At 63.1% G+C, this 16,882-nt stretch carries 14 protein-coding genes; 3 read left to right on the forward strand and 11 right to left on the reverse strand.

Annotated elements, in window-relative coordinates; genetic code table 11:
- Positions 1–132 precede the first annotated feature (132 nt).
- Together O3669_RS04100 and O3669_RS04105 are read right to left on the reverse strand one after the other, a co-directional pair.
- Positions 133–6,819, reverse strand: coding sequence for a leucine-rich repeat protein (locus tag O3669_RS04100; RefSeq protein WP_371523754.1), 6,687 nt, complete (start codon positions 6,817–6,819; stop codon positions 133–135).
- A 345-nt stretch (positions 6,820–7,164) separates the two neighbouring features.
- On the reverse strand, positions 7,165–7,482 hold the full coding sequence (locus tag O3669_RS04105) for a heavy metal-binding domain-containing protein (RefSeq protein ID WP_295918666.1): 318 nt from the start codon (positions 7,480–7,482) through the stop codon (positions 7,165–7,167).
- 353 nt (positions 7,483–7,835) lie between these two features.
- Here O3669_RS04105 and O3669_RS04110 point away from each other — a divergent pair, with 353 nt between their 5' ends.
- A complete protein-coding gene (locus tag O3669_RS04110) occupies positions 7,836–8,456 on the forward strand; it encodes an NYN domain-containing protein (RefSeq protein ID WP_314964464.1) in 621 nt (206 codons plus the stop codon).
- A gap of 40 nt (positions 8,457–8,496) precedes the next feature.
- Positions 8,497–9,279 (forward strand): alpha/beta fold hydrolase, encoded by a 783-nt coding sequence (locus O3669_RS04115; RefSeq protein ID WP_371523755.1) that lies wholly within the window; start codon positions 8,497–8,499, stop codon positions 9,277–9,279.
- Between the two features lie 97 nt (positions 9,280–9,376).
- Here the strand turns inward: O3669_RS04115 and O3669_RS04120 are convergent, their stop codons facing one another.
- The 9 genes from O3669_RS04120 to O3669_RS04160 all read right to left on the reverse strand — a co-directional run bounded on the left by O3669_RS04120 (position 9,377) and on the right by O3669_RS04160 (position 16,125).
- A complete protein-coding gene (locus tag O3669_RS04120) occupies positions 9,377–10,519 on the reverse strand; it encodes an XRE family transcriptional regulator (protein ID WP_295918595.1) in 1,143 nt (380 codons plus the stop codon).
- Positions 10,503–11,150, reverse strand: coding sequence for a hypothetical protein (locus tag O3669_RS04125; RefSeq protein WP_371523756.1), 648 nt, complete (start codon positions 11,148–11,150; stop codon positions 10,503–10,505). Before O3669_RS04125 ends, O3669_RS04120 begins: the two co-directional genes overlap by 17 nt.
- A gap of 185 nt (positions 11,151–11,335) precedes the next feature.
- Positions 11,336–11,935, reverse strand: a complete 600-nt coding sequence (locus O3669_RS04130; RefSeq protein ID WP_371523757.1) for a class I SAM-dependent methyltransferase — start codon at positions 11,933–11,935, stop codon at positions 11,336–11,338.
- A 43-nt stretch (positions 11,936–11,978) separates the two neighbouring features.
- On the reverse strand, positions 11,979–12,623 hold the full coding sequence (locus tag O3669_RS04135; RefSeq protein WP_371523758.1) for a hypothetical protein: 645 nt from the start codon (positions 12,621–12,623) through the stop codon (positions 11,979–11,981).
- Positions 12,624–12,830: 207 nt separating this feature from the next.
- Positions 12,831–13,196, reverse strand: a complete 366-nt coding sequence (locus O3669_RS04140; protein WP_371523760.1) for an iron ABC transporter — start codon at positions 13,194–13,196, stop codon at positions 12,831–12,833.
- Positions 13,197–13,319: 123 nt separating this feature from the next.
- Positions 13,320–13,499 (reverse strand): hypothetical protein, encoded by a 180-nt coding sequence (locus tag O3669_RS04145; RefSeq protein WP_371523762.1) that lies wholly within the window; start codon positions 13,497–13,499, stop codon positions 13,320–13,322.
- A 94-nt stretch (positions 13,500–13,593) separates the two neighbouring features.
- Positions 13,594–13,899 (reverse strand): metal-sensitive transcriptional regulator, encoded by a 306-nt coding sequence (locus O3669_RS04150; protein WP_371523764.1) that lies wholly within the window; start codon positions 13,897–13,899, stop codon positions 13,594–13,596.
- The gene (locus O3669_RS04155) at positions 13,896–15,578 is read right to left on the reverse strand and encodes an FAD-dependent oxidoreductase (RefSeq protein ID WP_371523765.1); all 1,683 of its coding nucleotides are present in this window, start codon (positions 15,576–15,578) and stop codon (positions 13,896–13,898) included. The genes O3669_RS04150 and O3669_RS04155 overlap by 4 nt, the downstream gene beginning before the upstream one ends.
- A 214-nt stretch (positions 15,579–15,792) precedes the next feature.
- On the reverse strand, positions 15,793–16,125 hold the full coding sequence (locus tag O3669_RS04160; protein ID WP_371523766.1) for an iron ABC transporter: 333 nt from the start codon (positions 16,123–16,125) through the stop codon (positions 15,793–15,795).
- 231 nt (positions 16,126–16,356) lie between these two features.
- Here O3669_RS04160 and O3669_RS04165 point away from each other — a divergent pair, with 231 nt between their 5' ends.
- Positions 16,357–16,668: a transposase gene (locus tag O3669_RS04165; protein WP_371523768.1), complete on the forward strand. Its 312-nt coding sequence runs from the start codon at positions 16,357–16,359 to the stop codon at positions 16,666–16,668.
- Positions 16,669–16,882 lie beyond the last annotated feature (214 nt).

The following is a 16,882-nucleotide window of genomic DNA, read 5'->3' on the forward strand; positions in this document are numbered from 1 at the left end:
AGGAGGCCAACCTTGTGGGAGCCCCGAGGCAACCTGAGAAAACCCTGTGACTTTATGGGCTCGCGCCCCGGACTTCTTGTCCGGGGCGCGAGCCCAGGTGCCGGAAGCACCTAGCGACATGGAATCAGGCGCTCAACTCCACTGGCCCGAATCAGAGAAGTAGTACCACTTCCATCCGATCCAGACCCAGCCGGTAGCCATCGCGCCCGAAGGCTGCAGGTAGTACCAGGAGTCGCCGATCTGCAGCCAGCCGGTGACCATCGCACCGTCGGCCGGGCTCAGGTAGTACCAAGTGCCGCGGATCATCATCCACCCCGTGGCCATCGCGCCACTGTCGGTGTTGAGGAAGAACCACGATCCGCCGACCCTGACCCAACCTGTCGTCATGACACCTTCGGGGCTCATGTAGAACCAGGAAGAGCCGAGGTGCAGCCAGCCGGTAGCCATCGCGCCGGTTGCCTCATCCAGGTAGAACCACGACGCGCCTTGTTTCACCCAGCCGACCGCCTGGGCGCCCGATGCCTGGTGGTAGAACCACGATCCCTGGTCCTTGACCCAGCCGGTGCGCATGTAACCGGACTCGTCGAAACGATAGACGGATCCGCCAATCACGAGCGCGGTGTCCTTCGGGAAGGACCCATCGGCCAGGCGATACCACCAACCGCGCGCGTCACTCATCCACGCGCCCTCCGCCGGTGCCGGGTCCGGGTTGGGTGCGGGGTCCGGGTTCGGCGCGGGGTCCGGGTTGGGTGCCGGGTCCGGGTTGGGTGCCGGGTCCGGGTTGGGCGCCGGGTCCGGGTTCGGCGCGGGGTCCGGGTTCGGCGCGGGGTCCGGGCTGGGTGCCGGGTCCGGGTTGGGCGCCGGGTCCGGCGTCGGTTCGGGGGCACCCGGCATCGCCAGACGCACCCTATTCGTCACGTACGAGGCGTCGCGCACCTCGACGCGCAGAGCAACGTCGGTGCCGGTCGGGGTCCACGGGAAGGTCGCGGAGGCCACGGGCGCGCGGTCCCCGTTATCCGTCATCGCGGTCCAGTCACGAACCAGCGTCTCGGTGCCATCCGCACCGACCTGCACGGCGCGAACCTGCGACGTACCAGCGATGCCACCCGTCACGGACGCGGTCACGTCCACGGGCGTGCCAGCCGGACCCGTCAGCGTATACCCAGCCCCGGCCTCGGCAATGCCGGTACCGGACAAGGCCACCACCGGGAGCGTGATGCTGTGCAGCTGCGCGACGTCGATACCCGCTGACTCAAGCGCAGCCTTGGCGACGTTCCACGCCGCAGAACCCTCGGGGGCGACGACGTAGACCTGCGTGTCCGCCTTCTTCTCGTCGCTCAGCTCGGGCTCGAGGTCGAGGCGGGTCAGCGTGGACGGCAGCACGAGGACGCTCGGCACGTCAACGCCGAAGGACACGGAGGTCATGCCCTCGCCGAAGAAGGCGCTCTGGCGACGACCGTTCGTCGGGCGACCGTCGTAGACGAAGGAGCCGTCCACGCCGCCGCGCACGATGATGCGGCGAGGCATCGGAACCCAGCTGCCCTCCATGCGGATCGAGCGCACCTTCGTGCCGTACTCGACAACCTCCAGGGAGTTGTTGACGACGCCGGTCGAGCGCTCAACAGAGTCCGGGATGACCAGCTCGGTCAGGGCCTTGCACTCGGCGAAGGCCTCGTCGCCGATGACCCTCAGGCCAGCGGGCAGGACGACGCGCGTGAGTGTCTTGTTGGCGCGGAACGCCGCGGCACCGATCTCGACCGTGCCCGCGCGCACCGTGTAATCGGTGAGCGAGTTCGCGGCCGGTGACAGAATCAGGTGCAAGCCGTCGTCCGCCTTGCGGTACAGGACGTTGCTGTCGGCCGAGTACACCGTGTTGGTCTCGGCAACGGTCAGCGACGCGATCTTGTTGGAGTTGTACAGCGCGGTCTCGCCGAAGGAAGTCACACCCGCACCGATGTGGAACGAGGTCAGGGTGCCCGTCTCCGAGAAGGCCTGCTCACCAACAGTGGTCACCGAATCCGGCAGCGTCACGGAGGACTGGCCGGCGCGGCTGAAAGCGAAGTCACCGATGGAGACCAGCCTGCCCAGCTCGGGGCGGTAGTTGACGCTCAGCTTGGAGCCGCTGGACTCAAAGGCGCTGCCCTTGATCGTGACGGTGCCGCCCAGGTCAACGGTTTCCAGCTTGCTCACGTTGCAGAACGCGCAGGTTCCGATCGTCTCGAAACCCTCGGGCAGGGTGAGCGAGGTCAGCGAGGAGAGGCGGAAGGCCTCGTCGCCGATCGAGCGCAGAGACGCGGGCAGGGTCACGGTCACCAGCCCGGACTCCGTGAACGCCCGGTTCGCGATCTCAGTGGTCCCATCCATCACCGTGTACGTTCCGCCGGAGTTCTTCGCCGTCGGGTACAGGATCAGGCGCGAGTGGTCCTTGGAGTACAGGACGCCATCCACGCTGTCGTAGAACGGGTTGTCCGCATCGACCTCGACGCTGGTCAGCGCGCGGGTCTCCGCGTATCCAGAGGTCACCGATTCGCCGGAGACCTTCGGGCCGAAGGACAGCGTCGTCAGAGTCCTGACGTAGTCGATGAACTCGGCGCCAATCGTCGCGACGGAACGCGGCAGGGCCAGCGCCTCCAGGGACGTGTGCGCGAAGGCACGATCACCGATCGACGTCAGCTGCGAGGGGGCAGCCTTGTCGTCCTGGAAGGTGATCTTCTTGAGCGAGGAGTAGATGAACGCCTCGTTGCCGATGGTGCGCACACCGGCGGGGATCGTCACGTTCTCCACGGTCGAGCTGGCGAATGCGCGCTCGCCGATGTCGGTGACGCCCTCGGGGATGACGACGTCGGTCGCGCTGCCCTTGTAGGCGGTCAGCACGCCACTGTCGTCGATCACGAAGTCGTCGGCGTCGGCGGAACGCACAGTCACGGGGATCTGCGCGGTCTTAGCCGTGCCGGCCACGTTCGTGACGGTCGCGCTCAGCGTGCCGACACCCGCGTGATCGCCGCCCGTCAGGGTCGCCGTCGTCGACTCAGTTCCGGCCACGACGGTCGCCAGATCGGCGGGTTCGACGCTCCAGGTGACCTCACGGCCAGCCAGCGAGGGAGCCAGGTATGCCTTGAGGGAGGACTCCTCCCCCACCTTCACGGCGACGGAGGTCTGCGCGAGTTCGATGCCCGCGTCCTCGGAGATTTCACGCACGTGGACCGTCACGGAGGCCGACAGAGTCGGCTGGGAAGCGTCGGTCACGGTGATCGTCGCGTCGCCCGCGGCCACAGCGCTCACCTCGCCGGTCTCGCTCACGGTCGCCACGGCCTCGTCCGAGGAGGACCACACCAGGTCGGTCACATTGGCGGTCGTCGGCTCGTAGGAGGCGGTCAGCGCGACCTTCTCACCGGCGACGACCGTGGACTCGGCCGGGGTCAGCGTCAGCGAGGTCATCGGGATGGTCTGGAAGCGGATCTGCTGGCGTGCCTGGTTCTTGCCCCAGTCCCACGCGTACAGGTAGGAGGTCGCCGGGTCGGACGAATCCGCGCGGTCAACCAGGTCCGCCCACTTGATCTCGTAGTGCTTGGAGTAAGTGCCGTCAGCCGCTCGGTTCGCGCCCACGGCCTCCTTCTCGTCGTAGTAGTGGCGAGACGTGGGAGACTCGGAGAACGCGATGCCCGCCAGCGGCGAGTTATCGGTGACGTCGAAGGAGACGACGCGCGCGTTGCCCTCACCTGTCACGGCGACGTTCGAAATGGTGGGCGCCTGGGTGTCCAGTGCGAACTCCCACGTCAGCTCCTGCTTGGTGGAGGAGGGCGCGAACGAGGAGGCCTCGATTGTCAGCTTGTAACGACCGTCGGGCAACTCGTTGCCATCCTTGTCGAAGCCGTCGAAGACCGGGTTGTTGCCCTCCTGGCTCTCCACGGGCTGCACGGCGCCCGCGGCGAAGCTGAACAGGGATTTCTTCGCGCGCTGGAAGGTATAGGAGCGCACGGTGTCCCCGGCCTCGTTCGTGTACGTGTAGGTCAGCTCCGGCGTGTTACGCAGCATGCACGTGCGCGGAAGCATCTTGTTGGGTGCTTCCTGGGCCGCGGAGCGCGACATGATGAAGTAGGCGGGATCGACCGCGCGCACGGACATCGGGTCCTGGCCGACCAGCGGGTTCAGGGCGCCCAGGGGCACGTCCGTCGCCGGGTTCATCAGGGTCGAGGAGCAGGCGTGCGCGGTGCTGGTCTTGCCGTCGTACCACTTGCCGTCGAAGACTGCGGGCGCGCCCCAGGAACCATAGAAGCCCATGTAGGGAACCGTCAGGTCGGGAGCTCCGTCGGTGCTCGTGAAGGTCACGGCGCCGTCGATGAAGGTGCCCTTGAGCGCGTTTGCGTTCGCGTACGAGGCGAAGGCCGAGCGCGGGGTCACGGTGACGGTCACGGTGGCGCTCGACTTGGCGGGCACGGTCACGGACTCGGAGGAGAAGGTCAGGTCGATGCCCTGCCCCGCCCAGTTGGTGGAGTGCTCGGTGAAGAGCTCACCCTCGACGATCTCGGAGAGCGCCTGGCCGCCGAGCGTGTAGGTGTGGGCCTCGGTCGACATGTTCGTGAGCTCCACCTGGAAGCTCCAGCCCGACGTACCGTCTCCCAGGTCAGCCTTGGGGCGCGAAGGGTTGGCAGCTCCCACCACGGTCGGGTACACGTACGAGGTCGTGGCCGCGACCGCGTCCACCTGACCTGCGCCGACGCGACGCGGGGAGTAGTAGGTGCCGTTGTTCTGATCGACGTCCAGCAGCGGGTGGGCGGTGCCCATCAGGAAGTTGGTGACGATCGTCGTCTTCTCGTAGGCCGACAGGGAGGCGAACTCCGGGTCTTCGTTGAGGCGCTGGCGCACGAGCGTCGTGATGCCCGCAACCTGCGGGGTCGCCATGGACGTACCGGACATCGATCGGTATTCATTGCCCAGGACCGCTGCCACAATGTTGCCGCCGGGGGCCGCGACCTCGGGCTTGAGGGTCAGGTTCGGGGTGACGCCCCACGACGTGAAGTCGGAGATTGTGGGGTTGTTCGAGGCCAGCTCAAGGCCCGCGTGCGGGTTGGAGATGGAGATGGAGTGAGAGTCGGCGGCGTTGATGGCCTCGATCAGCGCGTCCTTCTCCTTTCTCGTGATGGTCACGGTGGGCAGCGTGTGCGTGGACTCGATGGTCGCCACGTAGGGGGTGTCCGTCTCGTCAGCGTCGCCGATGATGAGGGCGGCGGGCGTCGAGCTCAGCTTGGTCAGCGCACTGACCTTGGCCTCGTGCGTCATGTCCGCGCCGGTCGCGCTGTCCGATCCGCCGCGGTCCTCCAGGACGATGACGTTGGACAGGTCACCGGGGTGCTGCGCAACCATCGTCTCCAGGGCTGCCGCGTCGCCGATTCCGCCGTAGATAACGGTGTAGGTGCCCTCCGTGATGTCCAGCAGGCTGGGCACGAAAGCGTCCTTGAGTCCGCGGGACTTGCGGTAGACAACCTTCTTGTCACCGTAGGTCAGGTAGGGCAGGGCGTCCTGGTTGTTGACCGAGGCAATGGCCAGGGTCGAGCCGTAGGACGCGGGTTCGGAGACCGTGCCCGCGTCGGGGTCGGTCGCATAGGGCTTGCCCTTACCCGAGTAGTTCGAGAAGGCGCTCGAGTAGGAGTTGCCAGCGGCGGCGTTGACGGTCACGCCGGCTGCTGCGAGGTTGTTGTACACCTCGGAGTAGACGGTTCCCGCCTCGCTACCCATGCCCGCATCGTCACCGAGCGAGAGATTAATCGAGTCGGGCCTGAGGACGACCGCGTCGTCAAGGGCCGCCAGCACGGTGCTGTCCGGGATTGCCCCGTCCTTGTCGGCGGCGACCTTGGCCACGATGATCTGGGCGTTGGGCGCGGTGCCCTGGAGGTCGGGCGCGTTGGCGGCCGCGATGGAGGCGACGTGCGTGCCGTGGGACAGGTCCTTGGTGGAGGTGGGCAGCACGTTGGCGTCGTTGTCGGCGTAGTCGAAGACGAAGGGGATCTTCGCGTTGATGTAGGCACCGGTCTTGCCGTGGCTCAGCTGGCTGGCAAGGACCTCGACGTCGTGCTGCGACAGGCGCACAGATACGTCGTCCATGGACCCGGAGAAGGCCTGGTGGGTGGACTCGATACCCGTGTCGATGACCTCGATGACCTGGTTGTCGCCCTTTTGCGGGGTCTGGTTCGCGCGGGTCATCTCAAGGGAGGACCCGTTCTTCAGCTCGGGGTTCACGGCGTCCACGCCGGCCACGCCAGTGTCGCCGTCGACGACCATCGGCTTGTGGTGGCGTTCGATGAAGGCGGTCTTGACGCCCTCGGTGCCCTTGATGGCCTCGAGCGCGGCGGCGGGTGCCTCAATCGCGAAGCCGTCGAAGGCGTTGGTGTAGTCACGCACGTGCGTGATGGAGGCGCCGGGGAACTCAGCCTCGATCGAGGCCGCGACGCGGTCCTTGACGGTCTGGTGCTTGGTGGAGAAGGAATGGCCGAAGGCGCGCTGCGTCCAGGGCACTCCCGCGTTCGTTCCCTCCATCTGGACGATAAACGTGGTCGGGGTGTCGTCGGCAGGCTCGGGGGTGGTGCTCGCGCTGTCTTCCCCGGCCTCGTCGGCGCTGTCGGAGGGCGTGGGGGCTGCCGATTGCGCGTCGGAGGACGAGGCCTGGGTGTCCTCGGTCCCCTGCGTCGGGCTCTGCGCGGCGGCGCCGGATTGCGTCTGGTTCTCATCATCGGCAGCGAAGGCTGCCGGAATACTGACTGTGGTCGCTGCGAGGGCGCCGGTTACTACCAGCGCCAGCGCCGTGATTGATCGATGGGACATCCGTGGCTCACTTAGTTGACAACTGGGCGTGGGGCGCGTCGCGTCACGGTGACACACCCAGTGTCAAGACTAGAGCGGGGAGCCTCTAAAAACTAACCTCTTCCGCCTTTATTCTCGGCATCTGTCAAGGGCTTTACCCTCGATGATTAATAGGGTAGACTGCTCTATTTTAGTCTCACCTTAGTTGCAATAGTTTTGTATTATTTTGGCTCGTCCCACACGTGAAGCCTTCGCCAACCCGAGCGCGGGCACGCGCAGACACAAACCCGCCAGGAGGCCTCGGACATCAGCGCCCACGCCCCCCGGCGGGTGTGTGTATGGTCGCGCCTCGAGGGCCCGATGCACTCAGAGAATGACGGCGGTTCCCGTCGCAATTGCGGCGAGCATACCGTTGTCGCTGCCGGCCGTGAAGTAGTCAACCTTCACGCCGACGACCGCGTTGGCACCCATCGCCTGCGCGCGTGCGCACATCTCGTTGACGGCCGTTGCGGCGGCGTTGCCGATCTCCTCCTCGTACTGGGAGGCGCGGCCGCCGAACATATTGGACAGGCTGGCGCCAAAGTCCTTGAAGACATTGACACCGGCGAACGTCTCGCCGGATACCATGCCGATGTAGCGCTTAATCGGCGTACCCTCAACGGTCGGGGTCGTCACCACAAGCATCATGTTCTCCTTTGGTTAGGTTGTGAACAGACCAACATTACCCGCATTCCCGCACGAAGGCTAGTAGGTCCGCGCCCGCGCGGGCGGGGACCACCTGACAGCTCGGTGCGGACCGGGCCGCTGCAATTCGGACTGTTAGGCGTCGCCCGCGAGTTTGATCGGGTGCCGGATGATCGTCTTGAGTTTCTCGGGAGCTACCTTGCGGGCATCCACGCGCTACCCTTCAACAGATCCACGGCACATTGTCTTGCATAACGGCATGCACAGCTGCTATGCTTCCTGCCATAGCTCCCCGTCATCCCCAGGGATTGGCGGGGTTTACTCTATCCGGAGGCGTCACAATGACTGTGCGTATGGCCGTCGTCATCGACTATCAGAACGTTCACCTCACAGCCGCCCAACTCTTTCTGCCCGGCCGCCCTATCGAGGAGAGCCTGATCGACCCGTTTCGGTTCGCGAAGCAACTTGCGAAGGCACGTAACAAGGATGGCCAACATGAGGTTGAAGTTTCACGAGTCGAAGTCTTCCGCGGCATCCCAATCCCCGACGACGACCCTGACGGTTACCGCCGCAACCTTGAGCAACAATCACAATGGGAGTACGGACATCACAATGCCGTCTCGGTAACTCTGCGCCCACTCAAGTACAACTGGGAATGGATGGAGGGAAATAAGATTCCGATCCGATCATCTCGCAGAGAAAAGGGCATTGACGTTATGTGCGCCCTCGCACTCGTTAGGCTCGCCCGATCAGGCAGCTACGACGTCGTTACCCTCGCCTCGCGGGATACCGACCTCGCCCCTGCCCTTGATGAAGCACACAAACTACAGGCCGCAAAGATTGAAGCGGCAAAGTGGTACGACCCCTCCGACAGGCGAACGTTTGGAAGTATAAAAACCGAAGCGCGGCTCTGGACGACCTCCATGAACCGAGATCATTTCATGGGTTCGCTAGACCCTCGAAACTACGAGTAGGTCCGTTCCCACCACAAGGACACCGCACGAGGGCAACGCCATGAACATGCACGTCTACGGCTCCAGCGCCGACGACTCCCCCACCGTTCTCCTTATTCACCCAATGCTGTCGTCTGCCTCGCGCATGAAGACCGCAGTCGCCGACCACATGGGCGACGGGCTGCGTTTCCTCGTGCCGGACCTATCCGCTCACGGGGACGAGGCCTCGGCCCCCTACGTGTCAGCGGCGGCCGAGGCGGCGGCGATCCACTCCTGGCTGGTGGACCACGGGATCCGCCGTCTGGCTCTGGGATTCGGGGCGTCGCTCGGCGGCGTCGTGTTCTTCGAGCTACTGCGCTTCCTAGATCTGTCGTTTGACCGCCTCTTCATCGAAGGCGTGAGCTTCTACTCGGGAGGGCCGATCTCGAGGACGGGCGGCGCAATCCTGAGCCACATCATGGTCGCAAAGCACCGCAAGGCCGTGCGCGACCCCGAGGCAGGAGTTCGCAAGCTCGCGCGGCTTTTCGGCGAAGAGGTCGCCCGCCCCATGGCCGAGAGCCTTGCTGCGATGAGCGAGGAGAGTATTCGGGCGATCGTGCGCGACTGCTCGCGGGTCACACTGCCGCACCTGTCCCCCGACGTTCAGCGCCGCTGCACGTTCGCGTACGGGCAGAAAGACTCGGACCTGCGACTGGCACGGCGCACGGTTCCGCGCCTCTATCCCGACGCGGAGTTGGTCGTGTGGCCGGGGTGGGGCCATTGCGAGCGCATGAGCCGTGACTCGCGCGCCTACGGGGCGATGCTGCGAAACGTCGCCCTGGGCGGCCGAGAAACCACAGCCTAATCCCAGGGGCAACTCAGCAACCGCAAACTCACGGAAACCTCAGTCACGAGCCCAAGACATACACACGGCCACGCGCTAGCGGCCTGCACCCACAGGGTTACATTCCCCCGGTAGACGCCATTACTGCGCGGCGCGCCGCAAGATTGATCACCTGTGCCCCTTCCTGCCTTTCTTCCCTCGCGCCGGACATGTGACTGACGCCAATCCAGGGCATGATGAAGCAAGAAGGAACACCCGTTTCCTCTGCGATCCTCCGCACCGGCAAACCCGGCCAAACGCGCTCAGCAGCCTGCAAAAACAGAGCGGGAGTCTCTATGGGGACCTCGACAGGCTCATCGAACCTCCAACCGCGAGCATTAATCTGCCCATACAGACTCTTTGCCCGCATGTCAGAGATTAGATGGAGCCTACTGGCACGCTTAATGATTGCCATTAAGGACACTCCAAAACGTGCCTTAATTCGCAATAAGTCAGTCAGCATAGAACGCTCATGAACAAGCTCACGAAGAGGAGCTTCGGGCAAAAGAAGCGCACCAGCAAAATCAAATGCCTTCAGTTCCTGAGGTGACCTCGCACGGGGTGCCCTAGCCATATCGTGATCAAAGAGCAGGTGAGCCAACTCGTGCGCAATAGTCAGACGCTGCACATCTCCACGTTTGGGAGCCAAAGTGCCAACCAGAGGCCTGTCCTCACTAGCGGACGGGTGAGACACCCCAGCCATGTCCGTCCCATAAGAACGCTCAGGATCCAAGTTAGCCACGACTGCAACGCCCATACGCTCCACCAGCCTTGTCATGGAACCGACCGGCGCGTCCGCACGCAAGCCAGCGACTTCCCGGATCGCCGCAGCCGCATCCTCAGCATCCAACCCGCTCATCTGAGGAGGAACGAATGTGCGATACCCCGACTCAAGAGACGTCACGCGCCACAGATCACCCGCAAGCTGCACGAGTACACCGATTCGGCGTTCCTCACGCGCCCGCGTTGAAGACTTCTTTCGGAACGTTGCGGCAGCCGCATCCGACACACGCGGAGCACGAGCAAAAAACGAAGGCGGAACATCGAACTCCAGAGCTAGTCTCGTCACCAGCTCCTCGGAAAATGGAGAAACACCGTGCACAATTTTCGAGACGGCTCCCTGCGTCATACCCAAACGAGAAGCCAGTTCTCCCTGTGTCATCCCTTCCAAATCCAGAAGGGCCGACAGACGCCTCCCATAACACCTATTCACCGAACCCATCAGCTATAGCCTCCTCCGCGTCGATCTGAGCAAAGAAGTCCTCCAACGGATTTTCTTGATTATCGACGAATCGCAGCGCCTTCAAGACCCCAATGTCATCACTCAGCGGAATACTTGCATCAATCGGTGTTTGACTGCCGAACGCACCCTTCCCTTTCGGATGAACGAGACGCAATGTGAAGCCCTCCTCAACCCTGCCCGGGTCCACATAGTCCCAGAGGAGCAGAAGATTCAACGCGGGAGCACCCTCGTCTTCAACCTCAAGAAGGGACGGCTGCCAGAAGGCCTGACGCGCCCCATTCCGACCGGCAGCCGGAACCCCGCCAGGAAAGACAGTTGAAGACTCTTTCAAAAAGCGCGCGCAGACTCCATCCGATTCCACCAGCAGCTGTCCCATGCGTTGCGGCGAACCGGCTACCCGCCACCCATTCGGAAGCTCACCCCCAGCCGTGAGGACCTCACGCAAGCACGCGCGTGCGACGAGTGGACGCAGCATCGGATACTTTTCGTGGGCAAGCCCGTGCATACGTCGCTCGGCATCTTGGAGAGCTTCCCAGTGCGCATTCCAAAGCACAGGGGAGAGCTGCTCGGCAGCGCTTTGCATAGTCTCGATCATGTTCGTGTCGCTCATCTCAGCCTCCGATAAACCTTTGGGAATATTATGCACTAAAAAGACATGTCGATGGGGCAGACACAACACGATCGTCTATGACTCAGACAACAGTTACTCCGACCCGCAAACCAACGCATGGCGACGGACTTCGCCCAGGCCGCGTCCGCGCGCGAGCATCCCCGTCTGCGCAAAGCGGAGGCTCTTCAGTGGCACTGAATTATCGCGATCATGCAGGGGATCCGACCGCGCACAACCCGATAGGTGACACCCGTGTAACCCATGCGTTCAAAGAACGCCCGGTAGGACGCCGGGTCGAAGTGCTCCTGGAAGTGCACGCCGAATCGGGAGATCAGCCTCAGGAACATGGTGTGCGCGCGCTTCTTGGGAATCACGTAGGTAGGAACAATGATCGTGCCGCCCGGGCGCACGACCCGCTTGAGCTCCTTGAGCGCGTCGCCCGGTTCAGGCAGCAAGTGGATGACGTTGCCCGCCACGACGGCGTCGAACGAGTCGTCCGCGTAGTGCAAGTCGGTGATATCCGCCTGCTCGACGACCACATGCGGGAACCGTGCGAGCTTCTTGCGTGCCTGCTTGAGCATCCCCTCGGAATAGTCGGTCGCGACCACACGCGCGCACGTGGGGGCGATGGCGGCGCTAATCGTGCCCGTTCCGCACGCACATTCGAGCACGGTGTCACCGGGGCGAATCAACCGGGCAACGGCAGTGCCCGTCCCGTCGTACACCCTCCTGTTGAGCGTGTTGACGGCGAGGTCGTAGAGCGGGGCAACTCGATCCCAGATCATATTATTCCTCCACTGTCAAACAAGGTGACAGATCAACGAAAACCTAATGATACCCAAGTTCCAGAAACGCTCGAGGCGACTGCATAGCATCCTCCAGAAGCCCCGCCCGGGCAAGACCCACCACTTTGGCCACAGTCCTTGCCTGACAGTTGATCGCCCGCTCCGGATTATGCTCGATATCAGTGAATGCATCGAACATCATGACCTGCTCAACGAGCTTGTCATCACGACAGAGAGCCGAGGCGTACAACCAGTCGTAGAAATAAGTCTTCGGCTCTAACGGGAATTCATGTGCAAAATACTTGAAACCAATGAGCTTTCCACTTGCCCTCAATCGCCGATCTGTTTTTGCCGCACGACTCGAGGCGTCGAAAAGATCAACAAACGGGCCACCATGCGAAAACACTTTTGAAGCCTGGAAAGCACATTCAACACTGTAACTTCCACGTCCTGGATGCTCAATCATCAAATTGAACGCGCTTAACTGAACGCCAAGGTCTCTTTCACTCTTGGACGACACCTCCAGAACGCGCGACGAAGGAAACTGAGCCACATACGACGCATGCAAACTCGCAATCGAACGCTGCTTCTGCTGAATAGAAGATCCAGAAAACTGCTCAAAATCCAGAGACAACTCCGAAACATACGGCTTGCCCAAGTCAGGCACAAACACCGGCCTACGAACCATGACGAGACCCCTTCTCACTCAATACGACATCCCAATAATTAAGGAAAGCAAAGACGTTCATACTCTCTAGAATTCTCACTTTCCCCTGACCACAAATGCTTTCATACTTATTCAGACTGTGCAACCTTGTGCACTCGTCTTACAAAACTATCCTTCATGAACACATCGCGTTGTTCCACTGCAAAGCCTGCCTGATATCAGACTCTATTATTCTTCTCTCGTACGTTTGCGATAGACCAGCACACCGAGGCCGTGGGCCCCGAAACCGAGCAAGCTGTAGCCCACCCCGTAGATGAGGGCACTGTCGTTGAGGAACAGGTACATCGGCGCCAGAAAGCACACAAAAGGCGCGAGCAGCCACAGGAGGCTAAAGCCCTCCTTCACACCGTCCCAGGCGCCGAACCCCATTGCCAAGATCGGCAGGATTACGAGCAGGATCAGGAACACGAGGCTCTTCACGATCTCCATCGAGTCCGAGACGCTCGAGAGACTAAACCACGCCGCCAGCACCAGCAGGTAGATGCCAAACAGCACTGCGATACGAATCCACGTTGATTGTGTCGTCCACCTCATGACTCAATGATAGCCGCCTCACATGAAGAAAACAGCTCTTTGACACGTCAGCTGTGCGGGCCTCGACAAGGGCGTGAATGACCCGGCGTCGCGGTGCTCGCAACGCCGGCAGTGGGGTGTGGGCTACCTGCAGAAGCTACCGAAGAAGCCGCTCTTCTTGCGGGCGGCGGCATACTCCTCGTCGGTATGGTTCTTGTCGCACCACTGATCCGGGGGAACCTGTTCCTTCACCGAGTCGATGTGCTTGCCGCAGCCCTTCCAGGTGGTCTTTCCGCATACCTCGCAGGTGGTGGGTCGACACATGGTTGTTTCCTTCCGTTGTTGCGCCGCGGATCCTTGGGCGGATCCGCGCCATGGTGTTGTGACGTTGCGCCCGCAGTCTGGCTACGCCGTCGCATTAGGCCAATCTGAGGAACAGTTGCTCGAGTTCTTCGAGCGTGATGCTCCCGGTTGTGACGAGAGATTCTACCGCTTCGAACTCCGACGCAGGAGCGTTTTCGGCTCCCGCATCCTCAATCGCACACTGGGACATGATCGTCGCGACGGCAAGGTAGCTGGCGCGCTTGACTGCAGAGTTAACGGCCGCGAACTGGGTGAGCACGTCACGGCAATTTGTATTTCCACTTTCGATGTGGTCGATGAGGCTGTCGAGCTGCCCGCGCGCACGCTTGAGCCGGTTCACGACCTGCTTGCGCGTCGTCATGCGCACCCCTCCCCCGTGACGAGGACGGCCTCGGCCTTGTCTCCGAGCCACGCCCGCAGCGTCTGAATGCCGCCCGACAGCATGGTCACATTGAAGCCCGCGTGGCGCACGATGCGGTAGCCGATCCACGAGCGCACGCCCGCGGCGCACATGACGACGAAGGGCTGGTCGCCGACCTTCTCATCGACCCAGGAGCGGACCTCGTCGAGGCGGTCGCGCAGCTGGGTGTGGGGAATGTTGAGGGAGTTGGGCATGTGCCCGGCAGCGTACTCGCCAGGCGTGCGCACGTCCAGGACCGGCATGTCCTCGGTGAGGGCGTCCGGGCCGGTGAGGACAAGCTCGCCGGTCACCACGTTGTGGGCGACCATGCCGGTCTGGTTGACGGGGTCCTTGGCTTGGCCGTATGGCGGGGCGTAGGCGAGGTCCAGGTCGATGAGGTCCGTCGCGCTCAGGTCGGCCCGCATGGCGGTCGCGATGACGTCGATGCGGCGGTCCACGCCGTCGGCGCCCACGGCCTGCGCGCCGAGAATCTGTCCGTCGGTGCCGACGTGCATGAGGATGTGCACGGGCTTGGCGCCGGGGAAATAGCCCGCGTGCTGGTTGGCGTGCGTGTGCACCGTGAAGTACTGCGTGCCCGAGGCGTCGAGGGCCTGGCGGTTAGCGCCGGTCATGGCGGCGGTAAGGCTCCCGACCCGAACGATTGCGGTGCCCTGGGGGCTCGGGATGGGGCGCGCGGCGGCCTCGCCATGCTCGGCGTCGACGATCGCGTCAGCGACGAGGCGTCCCCCGCGGTTCGCAGGTCCGGCCAAGGCGACGGGGCGGTCGTGGTCTCGGCCGACCGTGCCGTCGCCGATCGCGTAGACGTCATCGGCGCTAGTACGCCCGTGCTCGTCGACGAGGATGTAGCCGCGGCTGGTCTCGATGCCCGCGGCCTCGGCGAAGGCGGTGTCGGGGCGTACGCCGGTCGACAGCACGATGACGTCGGCGGTCAGGACGATGCCGTCGGAAAGCGTCACGGAGTCGTGGTCGTCGCCGTGGATGATGGACTGAACGGCAACTCCTGCATGAACACACACGCCGAGGCCGCGCAGCTCGCGGGTGACCAGCGTGGCCATCTCGACTTCGAGGGGCGGCAGGACGTGCTCGGCGAACTCGACGAGGTGGGTCTCGAAGCCTCTGTGCGCGAGGGCCTCGGCGGCCTCGATGCCGATGAAGCCGGCGCCGAGGACGACGGCTCGCGTTCCCGAGGCCTCGCGCAGGGCGAGGGCGTCGTCGACCGTACGCAGGGTGTGTACGCGCGGGGAGTCGAGGCCGTCGATCGGGGGCCGGCTCGCGAGGGCTCCTGGGGAGAGGATCAGGTGGTCGTAGGTGAGCGTGCAGTCCTCGCCCGTCTCTGTGTTGACGACCTGGACGCTGCGGGCGCCCGGGTCAATCGCCGTGACCTCGGAGTTGATGCGCACGTCCAAGTTGAGTGCGGCCTTGAGGGTTTGCGGGGTGTGGAGGAGGAGCTTGGCGGGGTCTTCGATCTCGCCGCCGACGTAATACGGGAGCCCGCAGTTCGCGAAGGACACGTACTTGCTGCGCTCCAGCACGATGATCTCGGCGCCCTCGTCGCGCCTGCGCAGGCGTGCCGCCGCGCTCATGCCACCCGCGACTCCTCCGACGACTACTACTCGCATGTTCGACTCACTTTCTGGCTCAAGGACGGGTTTTCTTCGACAGACTCCAATAATACCCCCGGGGGTATCCAAGGGCGCGTTCACACACATCTCAGCGACAACAGGTCACCAAGACCCACACATCAACCGTCCACAGGGCCCCTCCCCCGGCTCGGACCCCCATCCACGACAACTCCCGACGAGGCCTGGGCTGGGTGAGTCGAACAATCGCACGTTAGCGCGCACTGGAACGTCGAACAAACGCTCCCAAGGCATTCGCGATGATGCCGAACACTGCGTAGACGCCACCGAGGTAGAGCGCACTGACGTTGAAAAACAGGAACATCGGCACCAGGAAGCACACAAAGGGAGCGACGAACCAGAGGAGACTGAAGCCCTCCTTCACGCCATCCCACGCGGCAACGATGATCGCGATGAGCGGCAGCGCAATGAAAAGGATCGTGAACGCGAGGGCTTTGCCGCCATCGTCTATATCGGCGAGCTGGTTGACGCCGAACCAGATCCCCGATGCAGCCATGTACCCACACGCCAGCACGAGGATGCGCATCCACGTTGATTTTGTCATCCACCTCATGGCACCGATGTTACACCTACGCGCCGCCATAAAACACGCATTTACCTCTTTGACACCAGCATCGGTTGGTGGGACAAAGATGCGTGTTGAGCGCGCGTCGGGACAGTAGGTGTCCCCCTGCGAGAACTACCAGTGGGGTTAGGCTTGTGTTGTTGACACTTCGTTAAGCGGGTGTGTGTGCCTGCGGAGAGTGAGGTGCCTGTTATGGGAACTCGTCGTCGTTTTACGCCGGAGTATCGTCGTGATGTTGCGTCTTTGGTGTTGGATACAGGGTCTTCGATCGCGTCTGTGGCCCGGGATTTAGGGCTGGGTGAATCGGTGGTGGGCCGGTGGGTCAAACTCGAGCGCGAGCGGCGTCAAGCCGTGCGTGAGGGTCGTCCTGATCCGCGTGAGATGGAAGCTGAGATCACGGCATTGCGCCGGAGGGTGCGCGAGCTGGAGAAGGAGAACGAGTTCTTGGGAAAAGCCAGCGCCTTCTTCGCCTCCGTGCACCACAACACCAGCGCTTTGAGCTGATGGACGCGCACAAGGGCTTCCTACTCGATTACCTTGATGGCCAAGGTCTTGGGTGTCACGCGCGCGGGCTATTACGCGTGGAAAAACCGTGCACCCCAGCGGGGCAAGCGCGCATCGGCGCGTCGGCGTTTGGATGAGGCGGTGGCCTGGGAACACGAGGTCTCGGGCGGCACCTATGGGCCTCCATGTGTCCGCCATGCTCTGGCGCGCGCGG

The sequence above is a fragment of the Pauljensenia sp. 20925_1_34 genome, assembly GCF_041432775.1.
Lineage (GTDB): Bacteria > Actinomycetota > Actinomycetes > Actinomycetales > Actinomycetaceae > Pauljensenia.

Excerpts from the sequence above, each read along its gene's own strand:
- O3669_RS04100 (WP_371523754.1), bottom strand. The coding sequence starts at position 6,819 with ATGTCCCATCGATCAATCACGGCGCTGGCGCTGGTAGTAACCGGCGCC.
- O3669_RS04105 (WP_295918666.1), bottom strand. The coding sequence starts at position 7,482 with ATGCTTGTGGTGACGACCCCGACCGTTGAGGGTACGCCGATTAAGCGC.
- O3669_RS04110 (WP_314964464.1), top strand. The coding sequence starts at position 7,836 with ATGGCCGTCGTCATCGACTATCAGAACGTTCACCTCACAGCCGCCCAA.
- O3669_RS04115 (WP_371523755.1), top strand. The coding sequence starts at position 8,497 with ATGAACATGCACGTCTACGGCTCCAGCGCCGACGACTCCCCCACCGTT.
- O3669_RS04120 (WP_295918595.1), bottom strand. The coding sequence starts at position 10,519 with ATGGGTTCGGTGAATAGGTGTTATGGGAGGCGTCTGTCGGCCCTTCTG.
- O3669_RS04125 (WP_371523756.1), bottom strand. The coding sequence starts at position 11,150 with ATGAGCGACACGAACATGATCGAGACTATGCAAAGCGCTGCCGAGCAG.
- O3669_RS04130 (WP_371523757.1), bottom strand. The coding sequence starts at position 11,935 with ATGATCTGGGATCGAGTTGCCCCGCTCTACGACCTCGCCGTCAACACG.
- O3669_RS04135 (WP_371523758.1), bottom strand. The coding sequence starts at position 12,623 with ATGGTTCGTAGGCCGGTGTTTGTGCCTGACTTGGGCAAGCCGTATGTT.
- O3669_RS04140 (WP_371523760.1), bottom strand. The coding sequence starts at position 13,196 with ATGAGGTGGACGACACAATCAACGTGGATTCGTATCGCAGTGCTGTTT.
- O3669_RS04145 (WP_371523762.1), bottom strand. The coding sequence starts at position 13,499 with ATGTGTCGACCCACCACCTGCGAGGTATGCGGAAAGACCACCTGGAAG.
- O3669_RS04150 (WP_371523764.1), bottom strand. The coding sequence starts at position 13,899 with ATGACGACGCGCAAGCAGGTCGTGAACCGGCTCAAGCGTGCGCGCGGG.
- O3669_RS04155 (WP_371523765.1), bottom strand. The coding sequence starts at position 15,578 with ATGCGAGTAGTAGTCGTCGGAGGAGTCGCGGGTGGCATGAGCGCGGCG.
- O3669_RS04160 (WP_371523766.1), bottom strand. The coding sequence starts at position 16,125 with ATGCGCATCCTCGTGCTGGCGTGTGGGTACATGGCTGCATCGGGGATC.
- O3669_RS04165 (WP_371523768.1), top strand. The coding sequence starts at position 16,357 with ATGGGAACTCGTCGTCGTTTTACGCCGGAGTATCGTCGTGATGTTGCG.